This window comes from Phaeobacter sp. CC-HEC084 (assembly GCF_059429255.1).
In genome coordinates this window covers 1,053,816-1,067,000 of sequence record NZ_JCAIJQ010000002.1, presented here as the reverse complement: position 1 = coordinate 1,067,000, position 13,185 = coordinate 1,053,816, and the positions used below count along the sequence as shown (strand labels likewise).

Genomic DNA, 13,185 nt, shown 5'->3' with positions numbered 1-13,185 from the left:
CTCAATGCATCATAAACAGAGAACGTTGGGCATGGTGTATCATATAGCGCGTGACGCCTCCGAAAATCGCCTCCCAGCTGCGGAAATGACCATATCCACCCATGATGATCAGCCCGCAGTGCAGATCGACTGCGGCTTCTGCCAGCACGGCACCGACGGGCTCGGCGCCCTTGCGGCGGGTCTCGACCGTGCAGGGAACACCGTGCCAGGCAAGATGGTCGCGGATACTGTCGCTGTTCGGCTGGTCCTCATGCGGGTCCGCCACGTGCACGAGAAAAACCTCCTGCAACGGCAAACCACTGGCGAGCCAGGCCGAGATTGCCCGCACGCAGGCGCTGCTGCCATCCCAGGCAATCATGACGCGGGATATATCTACCTGCTGGCCGTCTTCCCCCGGCAGATAGAGCACCGGGCGCCCTGACCGCAACAAGGCAGCCTCCAGAACATTATCCGCCATCAGAGTGTATCTGGCGGTCTCAGGCGTAAAGATCGTCGCATCTGCGCGTCTGGCCAGGGGGGTGATCATCTCCTGCGGCTCCCCCTTGATCTGGTGCCATGCGCCGCTGGCAGTCGACGCGAGCGACGGTTTTTGCCGCAGCTCCAACCCGGCCTCCTTACGTAGCTTGGCAAACATCCGGCGCGACGCCTCGGCCGCGCTGCGCCCGTGATCTTCCATGCGGTCTCGGATGTCGGACAAAGGACCGTCCTGTTCGGTCGGCTCAATGCCCGTATAGATGAATGTCTCTTTCGGGTCCGGAAGCAGAAAGACCACGTCCAGATGGCAGGGCAGACGCTTGGCCAGGGTGATGGCCCGGCTCAGGCTTGACGGGTTATAGCGCCCCGGTGCAATCGGCATCACGATGTTCCGCATTGCCATGTTTTGTCCCTTTACCGACGCGGCCTTATCCCAGGAGACCACCAAAAAACTGGGATCGCCTCCAATTCCCGACCGACGATAAAGCGGTCCTGCGCCTACGCTTTGACATAAATCAGGGATCGCAGCTGCCGCCGTTCCTATGGTCGTGCCTATGTACCTGACGTTCAAAACATGTGCAGACTGGCTGAGACTGTCATGACGGGGAGACCGGCATCGCAATGATGAGTTTCATGGTGCAGGCGACACGGGCGCTCTTCGCCCTGCCTTTTCTAATTCCGTCTTGTCAGGGACCCGATACGCATGTGGCGCTGGGCGTGCTTGCGCGCGAACGCGTTGCTCTCACCGCGACCGCCAACGAGATCATAACCGAATTGCCCGTCGCCGAAGGTCAGAGCGTGACGGCGGGGACGGTTCTAGTCCAACTTGATGACAGGCTGGCGCAAGCCAACCTTGATGTGACGCTGGCAAACCGGGCGCAAGCGCAGGCCGATCTGGAGCGGCTGCAAACCGGCGCGCGCGAGGAAGAAATCGCGATTGCACAATCCCGGGTCGATGGAACCCGGGCCGTCTATCACGAGGCGCAGAGTACGGTCGAGCGCAACAGCCAGTTGCTGAAACGCGGGACGATCACGCAGGCCAGCCTTGATCAGGACATCGCGCGGCGCAATGCCGCCCTGGCGGAACTGCAAAGCGCCGAACAGGCCTTGCTGGAAATCGAAACCGGCGCCCGCGAAGAGGACATTCGCATTGCCGAGGCCAAGCTGAGAGCAGCCGATGCGCAGGTCGCTGCCGAGCAGATCCGGCTGCAGAACCTTACAATCGTCGCATCCCGTGATGGCATTCTCGACAACCTGCCCTGGAGCCTCGGAGAGCGCGTGCCGATGGGCAGCCCGGTGGCAATCCTGTTGACGGATGATCGACCCTTTGCCCGGATCTATGTTCCAGAACCCGCCCGGGCAGGCCTCAAGATCGGCGCAGAAGTGCAGGTTGAGGTCGATGGGATCGAGGGCCGCTTTTCCGGCACCGTCCGCTGGATCAAGTCCGAGCCTGCCTTCACGCCCTATTACGCCTTGAACAAGGAACAGCGCAGCCGCCTTGTCTATATGGCCGAAGTGGACATGCCACCGCAGGCCGGTGATCTTCCGGTCGGATTGCCCGTGACGGCCTATCTGCCATGAGCGGAGTTGTGGTGGAAACCCATGGGCTGACCCGTAAGTTCGGGACCAAGACGGCGGTCGACAAGGTTGATTTGAAGATCACCAAAGGTACGGTCTACGGCCTGCTGGGCCCAAACGGATCGGGCAAGACCACCGCCATGCGCATGCTACTTGGTTTGCTGAAACCCACCGCCGGTGAGGCTCTGGTTCTGGGTACGCGGCTTCCGGGCAATGCAGAACCGCTCAAACGCCACATCGGATATATGACGCAGGGTTTCACGCATTACCGCGACCTGACCGTTCTGGAGAACCTCGGCTTCATCGCCGATATCCACGATTTCGGCGGCCGCCGAAAACGCGCCCGGATCAAAGAGCTGCTGGATACCTACGATCTGGCCGCGCAGGCCGATAAATTTGCCGGTGAGATGAGCGGGGGGCAGCGCCAGCGTCTTGCGCTGGCCGCGACGGTTCTGCATCGGCCCGAGTTGTTGTTTCTGGATGAGCCCACTGCCGCGGTCGATCCGGAAACACGGCGCAGTTTCTGGGAACAACTGTTTGATCTGGTCGAAGGCGGAACCACGATCATCGTGTCCACCCACCTGATGGATGAAGCCGAACGCTGCCACCAGATCGCGATCCTGGATCAGGGACGAAAACGGGCTGAAGGTGCACCGCGTGATCTGATGGCGCGTGTGCAGGGGCGCGTCATCGAAGTTTCGGGCCCAGACCTGAGGCCCGTCCGCCGCCATCTTTCGACCACCACAGGTATTTTGTCGGTGGCGCAGGTCGGATCGCGGCTGCGTGTGCTCGTCGCCCCGGAAACCGATGATCCGCAAGCGACGGTGGCAGCGGCCGTTACGGAGTTTGCAGAGATCCAAACGCAGCCCACGCGCCCCAACCTTGAGGACGTGTTCGTGCTGGCCACAGGGGAAAGAGCCGCGGAGAGGGCGGCGTGATCTCCTACCGGCATATCCTCGCCATCATCCGCAAGGAGTTGCTGCAACTGCGTCGGGACCGGCTGACCTTTGGAATGATTGTGATGATCCCGCTGATCCAGCTGGTCCTGTTCGGCTATGCGATCAACACGGAGGTGCGCCACATCCCCGCCGCCATCGTCGATCAGAGCAATACGGACGTCAGCCGCGCGCTGGTGCAGATGGTAGAGGCCACGCAGGTGGTCCGCTTTGAAAGCCGGTTCGCCACGGTGGCCGAGGCCGAAGGCGCGATCATGCGGGCCGACGTCCGAGCGGCCTTCATCATTCCGAAGGACGTCAGCCAGCGCCTTGTCCGCAATCCGGCGGTGGGCGCACGGTTTTCCCAGGGCGCAACGGACACCACCGCGCGCCCCGTCGCCCAATGGATCGCGGATGGGTCGGACACGCTGGTGGCCGGCGCGATCCGGTCCCTGCGCACCATGCCGCTTGAGGCGCTGCTGCGCCAACCATCGACCCGTCCCACCCCCACCTTTGAAGTCGCCTTGTTTTACAACCCCGAGCAACGAACCGTGGTCAATATCGTGCCCGGTCTGGTCGGGATCATCCTGACGATGACGATGATCATGTTCACCGCCGCGGCAATCGTACGCGAATCCGAACGGGGCAATATGGAGATGCTCATCGCGACCCCCATCCGTCCGCTGGAGCTGATGATCGGGAAGATCGTGCCCTTTGTCGGGATCGGCCTGATACAGGTTACCATCATCCTCGGGCTTGGATGGGCCTTGTTTTCGGTCACCACCACCGCGTCGGTCTGGACCTTGCTGGTGGTGACCCTGCTTTTCATCATCGCGAGTCTGTCGCTTGGGCTGGTCATCTCCACGATTGCCAAGAACCAGCTGCAGGCGATGCAAATGACGATTTTCGTGCTGCTGCCCTCGATCCTTTTGTCGGGGTTCATGTTTCCCTACGAGGGCATGCCGGAAGGCGCGCAGCGCCTGGCCGATCTGCTGCCGGTCACGCATTTTCTGCGGATCATCCGCGGCGTCTTTCTACGCGATGCCGGATTGGCCGACGTTCTGCCCGACGCTGCCTGGTTGATCGGCTTTGCGGTGCTGGGAATGACCATTGCATCGCTGCGGTTCAGGAAAAGGCTTGATTGAATGCAGATGCTTGGAAACATGACACCGCAGAGAAGGGCGATGTCGAAACACGCCAAAGGAGCGGATCAAGGCCGATGATCGTGCAGCAACAGACCGGCGCAATTCAAGACCCCGAACTCAGGCACCGCATTATGGCGGGCTTTATCGGCAATGTCGTAGAATGGTACGACTTTGCGCTTTATGGCTACCTGGCGGGCATTATCGCGCCGGTGTTCTTTCCATCCCAAGACCCGACCGCAGGCCTGATCGCCACCTACGGTATCTTCGCGGCCGGTTTTCTGATGCGGCCACTCGGGGCGGCGGTCTTTGGCTGGTTCGGAGATCGCTATGGGCGCGCACGCACCATGCAGATCTCGGTAGCTATGATGGCGCTACCGACCCTGTTGCTGGGACTGCTGCCAACCTATGCGCAGGTCGGCGTTCTGGCACCGGTGCTGCTGGTTCTGGTGCGGATCCTGCAGGGCATTTCTGTCGGAGGCGAGTTTTCCTCCTCTGCGACCTATCTGGTTGAAACCGCACCGACGGGACGGCGCGGTCTGACCGGCAGCTGGGCGAATATCGGCTCCATGACTGGATCGCTCCTGGGTGTCGGCGCGGCCGCGCTGGTCACTACCCTGTTTGATGCGCAAAGCATGCAGGACGGCGCCTGGCGCCTTCCGTTTCTGGGCGGAGCATTGCTTGGCGTTACCGCCATCCTGATGCGGCGCAACCTGCATGGGTCCGAACGTTTCGGCCAACATGACGCCGCACGCGAGGAAACCTCTCCCCTCTTGCAGGCCTTCACCACCAACCTGAAAGAAACCCTCCTCGCGCTGGGTTTTGCTGCCAGCTATGGGACGTGCTTTTACATCACCTTCGTCTACCTGCCGGAATGGCTGTCAGGTCAGAACCTGGTGGAGCGCAGCACAGCCTTGACCATCAACACCGCCATGACGATTCTGGTCATCCCCCTGATGCCGCTTGGCGCCATCGTCGGGGACAGGTTCCTCGCCCGGCGCACGTGGATCGCCGTGGCACTATTGGGCCTGGGTCTCTTGAGCTGGCCAATGCACCTTTGGATGCTGCGATCTGGTGGCGCGATGCTGCCGGTCGTACTGTTCCATGTGCTTGCCTTCGCCCTGCTTTCGGTTCCGCTTGGCTCTGGCCCGGCGTTGTTCGTAGAGATGTTCCCCGAAGAGGATCGCCTGTCTGGATATTCGGTTGCGTTCAACCTGGGGGTCGGCGTGTTCGGGGGCCTCACGCCGATGATCGCAACCAGCTTGATCGCCAGCACCGGGATCGCAACCGCCCCCGGGCTTTACATGATGCTGGCCTGCGCACTCGCAGTGGTCTGCCTGGCCTTCGTCCCGGACCGCAGCCGTGCCGCGTTGCGCTGAGGCAAGCGCCGTCAACCTGCAAGGCTTGTCCGCAGAGTTCGCGCCGATCACGCGTTGCTTTGGGTTATCGGGCGCCCTCTTCCGGGCTGTTCTCCGCCTCCCACGGTCTACAGGCCGGGCATGAGCCTCAGTACCCGACGGCGCGCGGCAGCAACTCCAACGGAGCCTCCGAAAGGCCCGCCCTGGTGACTCCGATAGGCACTGGTGCGTTCCCTGACACCCGGAAGGTTCCGACCAGGTCCGACAGCACCTGTGTATCCTGCTGCAGGGACATGATGGCGGCAGCCGTTTCCTCGACCATGGCCGCATTCTGCTGCGTCACGGTATCAAGCTGCGAGACGCCAACCGAAATCTCAGACAGGCCTGTCGATTGAGCCCGCGCCGAGTTGACGATATCTGCCGTCAGCCCCGAAACCGTCTCAATCTCCTGAACGATACTGGTAAGCGCGGCCCCCGCCTGATCCACCATCGCGACGCCTGCATCGACATGCTGCGTGCTAGATGTCACGAGGCTTTTGATCTCTTTTGCGGAATTGGCGGCACGCTGGGCCAGGCCCCGCACCTCGGAGGCTACCACGGCAAAGCCACGACCGGCATCGCCTGCACGGGCCGCCTCGACCCCGGCATTCAGCGCCAGCAGGTTGGTCTGGAAGGCGATGTCGTCGATGACGCTGATGATCTGGGAAATCTGCACCGATGACTCCGAAATCTCGCGCATTTTCAAGACCGCCTGTTCGGCGACCTCATTTCCTGTTGCAGCGTTGTTCCGGGTGACGAGAACCACCTCTTCGGTCTTTGACGTCGATTCTGTTGAGGAACGCATGCTGTTGTTGATCTCTTCCACCGCCGCGGCGGTTTCTTCCAGCGTCGCCGCCTGGGTTTCGGTCCGGCGGGACAGATCCCCAGCAGACTGGCTCACCTCGCTGGCCACGCGGTTCAGATTGCCGGTCGAATCCTGAATGGTAACGATGATATCCCGCATAGAGCCCATCAACTCGTTGAACGACTGGCGCACCTGATCGTAGCGTGCGGGGTAGTCGCTTTCATCGGGGCCGGGGATACTCTGCGACAGATCCCGTTCCGACATCCGCTTAATTCCGTCACTCAGATACTTAAACGCCGTGTCCTGTTCTGCCTTCTGCGCCGCGAAATAGGCCTCAATCACCTGATAGGTGTCAAAGGCAAAGGCACGGGTCAATGTGCCAAGGATTTCCCCATGTTTGCGCTTGGCGAATTTACCCAAAAGCGCCCCAGAGCGTTCCAGCAAACGCTGCTGGATATATGCATTGGCCCGCGAATAGCCGGATAGGTACATCGAAAAGGGCAACTGGATCTTGAAATGCACCGTGCCGACACGTTCGGCTGAGGCGAAGTAGGCCTCGTCAAAGGTACCGGACAGAAGCCGCTGCCAGTGCTTTTTTTGCGCGGACCGGGCGTGGGTCATCACGCTGTCGTCCGGAAAGAATTGCGCGATCTCGGGATCTGCGACCGCGAACGAATAAAAATGTTCGAGGGCATCATCAAGGATCGGCATGACCATCTTGCCAGCCCGAACCAATTGTTCGTGGTCGTTCCCCGTCAAAGCAAACTTTGCAAGGGTATCCTGAGTGTCACGCACCATTGTTTGTCCTCACTACAATTTACAAGATCTCATCGTGATACAATTTTTCACGATGAATTTGCGGAATTAGCGCCTTCAATATTTAAGATTTAGACAATTGTGTTTCTCCGATCAAAAGTGCAGATGCGTGGCTGTAACATCCAAAAGGCGTAATCAAGCGCGCTTTCGCATGTGGATTGGGATGTCTACTTACTTTTCAAAAGGATAACGCTCAAAAAATGAGCAGGCAGCAAAGTGATCGCATTGCGACCGCAGTTTCATTTATCGTACATTTAACGATCGCACCGGCGTTTCGAATCAGGAAAAGCCAGTACCCCAAGGCATACCCGCTACCCATTTTCCGGCTTTCAAACAAAAAACCGCCCCTCACAGAATGAGGGACGGCATGCTTTCTTTGTTCTGCGGTTTGCGTTTATCCAGCCAGCGATGGCAGGTAGAGCACAATCCCCGGGAAGGCGACCAACAGCGCGATGGTGATGGCATCGGCGATGAAGAAGGGTGTCACGCCCTTGAACACGTCCTGCACCGTCAGGTCATCCCGTACCCCGGCCACAACAAAGCAGTTGAGCCCGATTGGCGGTGTAATCAGGCAGAACTCAGCCATCTTCACTACCAGAATGCCGAACCAGATCGCACACATGGTGCCGTTCATGCCGAATGCACTATCCGCAGCCGACACGGCTTCGCCGCCGTTCAGCGCCATCACCGCCGGATAGACAACCGGCAAGGTCAGCAGCAGCATCCCGATGGCGTCCATGAACATCCCCAGCACCGCATAGGCCAAGAGGATGCAGATCAGGATCAGCATCGGCGACATCTCAAGTGAGGTGATCCAGTCCGAAAACGCGCCCGGCAGATCGGCAAAACCGAGGAAGCGCACGTAGATCAGAACGCCCCAGATGATCGAGAAGATCATCACCGCCAGTTTCGCGGTTTCCAGCAGCGCCGACTTGAGCTCGGCCCATTTCATGCCGCGCCACAGCGCCATCAGGAAGACCACAAAGGCGCCGAGTGCGCCCCCTTCTGTCGGGGTGCCCCAGGCTTCGCCAAAGGGATTGTAGACAAAGAAGATGATGATCACGACCACGAACATGATCGGCAGCGCGCCCGGCAGGGCCGCAAACCGCTGCTTCCAGGTAAAGCCTTTGACCGGTGGGCCGACGGTTTTGAAGATCATCGCGATGCCGACGATCAGCAGCCCGTAGATCACCGCGGAGAAGGCGCCGGGGATAAAGCCCGCGAGCAACAGCTTGCCCACGTCCTGTTCAACGATAATGGCGTAGATCACCAAGATCGCCGAGGGCGGGATTAGCGAGGCCAGCGTGCCCCCTGCTGCCACAACGCCAGCCGCGAACTGCTTGTTATATCCGATGGCCAGCATTTCCGGGATCGCGATCCGCGCGAACACCGCCGAGGTCGCAACAGAGGCGCCAGACACGGCGGCGAAGCCGGCAGTCGCAAAAACGGTCGAAACCGCAAGTCCGCCCGGCAACCAGGCGATCCAGCGTTTGGCTGCCTCAAACAGCGCCTTGGTCAGACCTGCGTAATAGGCCAGATAGCCGATCAGGATGAAGGTCGGGATCAGCGACAATGCCTGGCTTGAGACCTTGGAATGCGGCACCTGTCCGGCGGTTTTAACGGCAATGGTCAGCGCCTTTGTAAAGCGGGAGGGATCATAGCCAAACTTGGCCCAGAAGATCCATGTCAGCCCCACCAGACCGGCCAGAGCTGCGGCAAAGGCAACGCGCATGCCGGTGACGACCAGGATCAGCAGAAAACCCGTGACCCACAGGCCGATTTCAATCGGTTCCATGTGCTTTTCCTATCCTTGAGAGTTTCGGCTGTCGGCGCTGTCGCCGGGCGCGTCGTCATGGCCGGTCAGCATCTCTGCCTCATGGGCGGCCTGCGCGGCGGCATCCTGAATCAGCGGCACTGCTGCCGGAGCGTCCAGCCCCAGAACCAGCGCCCGCCCATAGGCCCAAACCTGCAGCACAAGACGCAAGCACAGAACCGAGAAGGCCACCGGCGCCAGCAATTTGGCCGGCCAGAGCGGAATACCGATGTCGATCGAGCTGTCACGGCTCCACAGGGGCGCGGCGAAATCGAACGAACGCGCAAAATGCGCCCAGCTGCCCCAGACGAGGCAGATCATCAACACAAGGATTAACAGCACCGAGAACAGTTCGAACAGCCACAGGGCCCGGCCGCGCAGGGCGCCGATCACGATATCCATACGGATATGACCACCTTCGCGCTGCACATAGGCAATGCCCATGAAGGCGATCAGCGGCATTGCCTGTTCGATCCAGTCGACATACCCCGGCAGCGGCGCGTTAAAGGCATTGCGCCCGCCCACAGAAACCACTGCCAGCACCATAAGAGAAAAGACCGCCAGACCGCTGATCAACGCCAGCACCTGTTCGACCTGCAACAAACGTCTGTCAAGACGACTGACAAGACTGTCGTCTTCCAATACCGCGGCGTTTCCCGCCATGGCCCCCACCTTTCATTTCAAGAGAACGGAAACAAAAACAGGCCGGGAGAGTGGTCCCGGCCTGCTCCTGCAACGCGGGATTTAGTTGCCCGCGCGTGTGTCTTCCAGAGTTTTCATCACCAGGTCATAGAGTTCCTGGCCCGGAATGCCCTGAGCGGTCATGTCCTTGATCCACTGTTCACGGATCGGGTCGGCAGCCTTGGCGCGGAACGCGGCCAGCTGTTCTTCCGAGATCATGACTTTCTCAACGCCTTTTTCTTCCAGCACGCTGTCCCATTTGGTCAGCAGCTTGCCGTAGTTGTCGAGGTAATGCGCAATCGCCTCGTCAACCGAGCTGTCCAGCGCCTCACGCTCGGCATCGCTCAGCATGTCGTAGGCGTCGGTGTTGACCACAACAGGGCAGTTCACGGTGCCGGGGTTCAGGTTCGCGGTCCACCAGTCTGCCTTGTTGATGGTGCCAAAGGACAGATGCGCGTGCTGCGCAAAGGCAACCGTGTCGACAACGCCCGATTCCATCGCGTTATAGGCTTCGGTCGCAGGCACCGAGGTCGGGACCCCGCCCACGGCTTCGAAGGCCTTGCCCAGACCACCGGTTGCGCGCACACGCATGCCGTCGAATTCAGCCAGCTCGTCGCGGGGCTCGCCGGTGCCGACAAGGTTGTACTGGGGCATGGGCGAAGTCATCAGCAGCTTGGCATTCCAGCGCGCCAGATCCTTGGCAGCGGCGGGATGCGCATAGACAGCGTGGCTGACGGCAACTTCTTCGGCCAGGTTGTTCACGCCCAGGAACGGCAGCTCCAGCACGGTGATCGACGGGTTCTTGTCGCGGTGATAGCCGGCGCAGAACTGTGCCATTTCGAAGGCACCGATCGAGATCCCGTCCAGGTTCTCACGCGGTTTCGACAGGCCACCATAGCTGACGTTCATGGTAAAGGCGCCATCGGTCTTTTCGCTGACCAGTTCGGCCAGTTTCTCGACATGTTCGGTGAAGGCGCGGCGTTTGCCCCAGACCGACACGTTCCATTCGGTCGCAGCGGCCTCACCGGCAATCGCAAATCCCGCGGCAGCCGCCACGGCGGCAGTCAGAAGTTTATTCATGTTGTATCTCTCCCATTCTGCGTTCCTTGCAGTCGTGGACATTGTCCTTTGGAACGCTTGCGCAGTAAGCTACCTGTAAGGCGGCGCACTGCCAAGCCCCGGCCCGGACGTTTTGCTGACAGCTCCGTGAGCCCACCTCAGAACCCGGCAAAAGGTACGGCGTGCGGATCCGCGCGCGATTTGCCGCATGTCCGCATCGACAGCAACCACCCCCTCCCTTCGGAAATCTTGCACAAAAGCCCCATACCCGCCCAGGCAGAGTGCCGGTATCGTTGACTCCCAATCACCCGTAAAAATTGGGTTTTGCACGGATTTTGCCCTGAAAATTTACAGGTGCAAGGCGCACAGGAAATTCATTCACAAACAAATCGTTACTTTCCGGCCCCTTATTCACAAATTTTCAACTTTCCCTATTATGGCCGTCGAGGAAGGAAACGGTTTGACACCCGGCCCCCGTGGCTGTCCGGTGACAAACTGAAGGGAAGTCAGGGAGGACACCAGATGACCACGCAGCCTGAAGGCAAAGTGTATCCGCCGTCGGACGACGTTGTTGCGCGCGCCCATGTGGACGCCGCCAAATACGAAGAGATGTATGCGGCCTCGATCGCAGATCCCGAAGGGTTCTGGAGTGAACAGGGCAAACGGATCGACTGGATCAAGCCTTTCACCTCGGTGAAGGATGTGAACTACAACTTCGGCAACGTGTCGATCAATTGGTATGCCGATGGCACGCTCAACGTGGCGGCCAACTGCATCGACCGCCATCTGGAGACCCGCGGCGACCAGACCGCCATCATTTTCGAGCCGGACGACCCGAACGAGGCCGCTCAGCACATCACCTACAAGGAACTGCACCGCCGCACCTGCCGGATGGCGAACATCCTGGAAACCATGGGTGTGCGCAAAGGCGACCGGGTCGTGATCTATATGCCGATGATCCCCGAGGCCGCCTATGCCATGCTGGCCTGCGCCCGGATCGGCGCCATCCACTCCATCGTCTTTGCCGGCTTCAGCCCCGATGCGCTGGCGGCACGGATCAACGGGTCGGACGCTAAGGTTGTCATCACCGCCGACGAAGCCCCCCGTGGTGGCCGCAAGACGCCGCTGAAATCCAATGCCGATGCGGCACTGCTGCATTGCAAGGACACGGTGAAATGCCTCGTGGTGAAACGCACCGGCGGCCAGACCACCTGGATTGACGGGCGCGATTACGATTACAACGAGATGGTGATCGAGGCGAACGACTACTGCAAACCCGCCGAGATGAACGCTGAGGATCCGCTGTTCATCCTCTATACCTCCGGCTCGACCGGTCAGCCCAAGGGCGTGGTGCACACCACCGGCGGCTATCTGGTCTATGCGGCGATGACGCATGAGATTACCTTTGATTACCACGATGGCGATATCTACTGGTGTACCGCCGATGTGGGCTGGGTCACCGGCCACAGCTATATCGTCTATGGTCCGCTGGCCAATGGTGCCACCACGTTGATGTTCGAAGGCGTGCCGACCTACCCCGACGCCAGCCGCTTCTGGCAGGTCTGCGAAAAGCATAAGGTCAACCAGTTCTACACCGCTCCCACCGCTCTGCGCGCGCTGATGGGTCAGGGCAACGAATGGGTCGAGAAATGCGATCTGTCCTCGCTGCGCCTGCTGGGCACAGTGGGTGAGCCGATCAACCCGGAAGCCTGGAACTGGTACAATGATGTCGTTGGCAAGGGCAAATGCCCCATCGTCGACACCTGGTGGCAGACCGAAACCGGCGGTCACCTGATGACCCCCCTGCCCGGCGCCCACGCGCTGAAACCCGGCGCGGCGATGAAGCCCTTCTTTGGCGTCAAACCGGTGGTTCTGGACCCGCAATCCGGCGAAGAGATCGAAGGCAACGGCGTTGAGGGCGTTCTCTGCATCAAGGACAGCTGGCCCGGCCAGATGCGCACCGTCTGGGGCGATCACGAACGGTTCGAGAAAACCTATTTCGCCGACTACAAGGGCTATTATTTCACCGGTGACGGCTGCCGCCGCGACGCAGATGGCGATTACTGGATCACCGGCCGCGTCGATGATGTGATCAACGTCTCCGGTCACCGCATGGGCACCGCCGAGGTCGAAAGTGCGCTGGTGGCGCATGCCGCAGTGGCCGAGGCCGCCGTGGTGGGCTACCCGCATGAGATCAAGGGACAGGGCATCTATTGCTATGTCACCCTGATGAACGACCGCGAGCCTTCGGACGAGCTGCTGAAGGAGTTGCGCACCTGGGTTCGGACCGAGATCGGCCCGATTGCCAGCCCGGACGTGATCCAATGGGCGCCCGGCCTGCCGAAAACCCGCTCGGGCAAGATCATGCGCCGCATCCTGCGCAAGATCGCTGAAAACGACTTTGGCTCGCTGGGCGATACCTCGACCCTCGCCGATCCGTCGGTGGTGGACGATCTGATCGCCAACCGCGCAAACAAGGGGTAAC

At 60.3% G+C, this 13,185-nt stretch carries 10 protein-coding genes; 5 read left to right on the top strand and 5 right to left on the bottom strand.

Annotated elements, in window-relative coordinates:
- Position 1: 1 nt before the first annotated feature.
- Positions 2 to 877 carry a universal stress protein gene (locus AC5SSZ_RS05545; protein ID WP_495437486.1) on the bottom strand — a complete coding sequence of 292 codons (876 nt, stop codon included), beginning with the start codon at positions 875 to 877 and terminating at the stop codon, positions 2 to 4.
- 218 nt (positions 878 to 1,095) lie between these two features.
- Here AC5SSZ_RS05545 and AC5SSZ_RS05540 point away from each other — a divergent pair, with 218 nt between their 5' ends.
- The 4 genes from AC5SSZ_RS05540 (at position 1,096) to AC5SSZ_RS05525 (ending at position 5,508) form a co-directional block, all read left to right on the top strand.
- Positions 1,096 to 2,055, top strand: a complete 960-nt coding sequence (locus AC5SSZ_RS05540) for an HlyD family secretion protein (RefSeq protein ID WP_065270503.1) — start codon at positions 1,096 to 1,098, stop codon at positions 2,053 to 2,055.
- Complete coding sequence (locus AC5SSZ_RS05535; RefSeq protein ID WP_495437484.1) at positions 2,052 to 2,990, top strand: ABC transporter ATP-binding protein; 939 nt, start codon at positions 2,052 to 2,054, stop codon at positions 2,988 to 2,990. Before AC5SSZ_RS05540 ends, AC5SSZ_RS05535 begins: the two co-directional genes overlap by 4 nt.
- Positions 2,987 to 4,132 (top strand): ABC transporter permease, encoded by a 1,146-nt coding sequence (locus AC5SSZ_RS05530; RefSeq protein ID WP_274837192.1) that lies wholly within the window; start codon positions 2,987 to 2,989, stop codon positions 4,130 to 4,132. The genes AC5SSZ_RS05535 and AC5SSZ_RS05530 overlap by 4 nt, the downstream gene beginning before the upstream one ends.
- A 74-nt stretch (positions 4,133 to 4,206) precedes the next feature.
- A complete protein-coding gene (locus AC5SSZ_RS05525) occupies positions 4,207 to 5,508 on the top strand; it encodes an MFS transporter (protein ID WP_495437481.1) in 1,302 nt (433 codons plus the stop codon).
- Between the two features lie 127 nt (positions 5,509 to 5,635).
- Here AC5SSZ_RS05525 and AC5SSZ_RS05520 read toward each other — a convergent pair whose 3' ends face one another.
- From AC5SSZ_RS05520 to AC5SSZ_RS05505, 4 genes are all read right to left on the bottom strand, one after another.
- Positions 5,636 to 7,129, bottom strand: a complete 1,494-nt coding sequence (locus AC5SSZ_RS05520; protein ID WP_495437479.1) for a methyl-accepting chemotaxis protein — start codon at positions 7,127 to 7,129, stop codon at positions 5,636 to 5,638.
- A gap of 412 nt (positions 7,130 to 7,541) precedes the next feature.
- Positions 7,542 to 8,942 (bottom strand): TRAP transporter large permease, encoded by a 1,401-nt coding sequence (locus AC5SSZ_RS05515; protein ID WP_065270508.1) that lies wholly within the window; start codon positions 8,940 to 8,942, stop codon positions 7,542 to 7,544.
- A gap of 9 nt (positions 8,943 to 8,951) precedes the next feature.
- Positions 8,952 to 9,623, bottom strand: coding sequence for a TRAP transporter small permease subunit (locus tag AC5SSZ_RS05510; RefSeq protein ID WP_495437476.1), 672 nt, complete (start codon positions 9,621 to 9,623; stop codon positions 8,952 to 8,954).
- An 81-nt stretch (positions 9,624 to 9,704) separates the two neighbouring features.
- A complete protein-coding gene (locus tag AC5SSZ_RS05505; protein WP_065270510.1) occupies positions 9,705 to 10,721 on the bottom strand; it encodes a C4-dicarboxylate TRAP transporter substrate-binding protein in 1,017 nt (338 codons plus the stop codon).
- Positions 10,722 to 11,222: 501 nt separating this feature from the next.
- Here AC5SSZ_RS05505 and acs point away from each other — a divergent pair.
- The gene (gene acs, locus AC5SSZ_RS05500; RefSeq protein WP_495437473.1) at positions 11,223 to 13,184 is read left to right on the top strand and encodes an acetate--CoA ligase; all 1,962 of its coding nucleotides are present in this window, start codon (positions 11,223 to 11,225) and stop codon (positions 13,182 to 13,184) included.
- Position 13,185 lies beyond the last annotated feature (1 nt).

Coding starts and splice junctions, on each gene's coding strand:
- AC5SSZ_RS05545 (WP_495437486.1), bottom strand. CDS start 877: ATGGCAATGCGGAACATCGTGATGCCGATTGCACCGGGGCGCTATAAC.
- AC5SSZ_RS05540 (WP_065270503.1), top strand. CDS start 1,096: ATGATGAGTTTCATGGTGCAGGCGACACGGGCGCTCTTCGCCCTGCCT.
- AC5SSZ_RS05535 (WP_495437484.1), top strand. CDS start 2,052: ATGAGCGGAGTTGTGGTGGAAACCCATGGGCTGACCCGTAAGTTCGGG.
- AC5SSZ_RS05525 (WP_495437481.1), top strand. CDS start 4,207: ATGATCGTGCAGCAACAGACCGGCGCAATTCAAGACCCCGAACTCAGG.
- AC5SSZ_RS05520 (WP_495437479.1), bottom strand. CDS start 7,129: ATGGTGCGTGACACTCAGGATACCCTTGCAAAGTTTGCTTTGACGGGG.
- AC5SSZ_RS05515 (WP_065270508.1), bottom strand. CDS start 8,942: ATGGAACCGATTGAAATCGGCCTGTGGGTCACGGGTTTTCTGCTGATC.
- AC5SSZ_RS05510 (WP_495437476.1), bottom strand. CDS start 9,623: ATGGCGGGAAACGCCGCGGTATTGGAAGACGACAGTCTTGTCAGTCGT.
- AC5SSZ_RS05505 (WP_065270510.1), bottom strand. CDS start 10,721: ATGAATAAACTTCTGACTGCCGCCGTGGCGGCTGCCGCGGGATTTGCG.
- acs (WP_495437473.1), top strand. CDS start 11,223: ATGACCACGCAGCCTGAAGGCAAAGTGTATCCGCCGTCGGACGACGTT.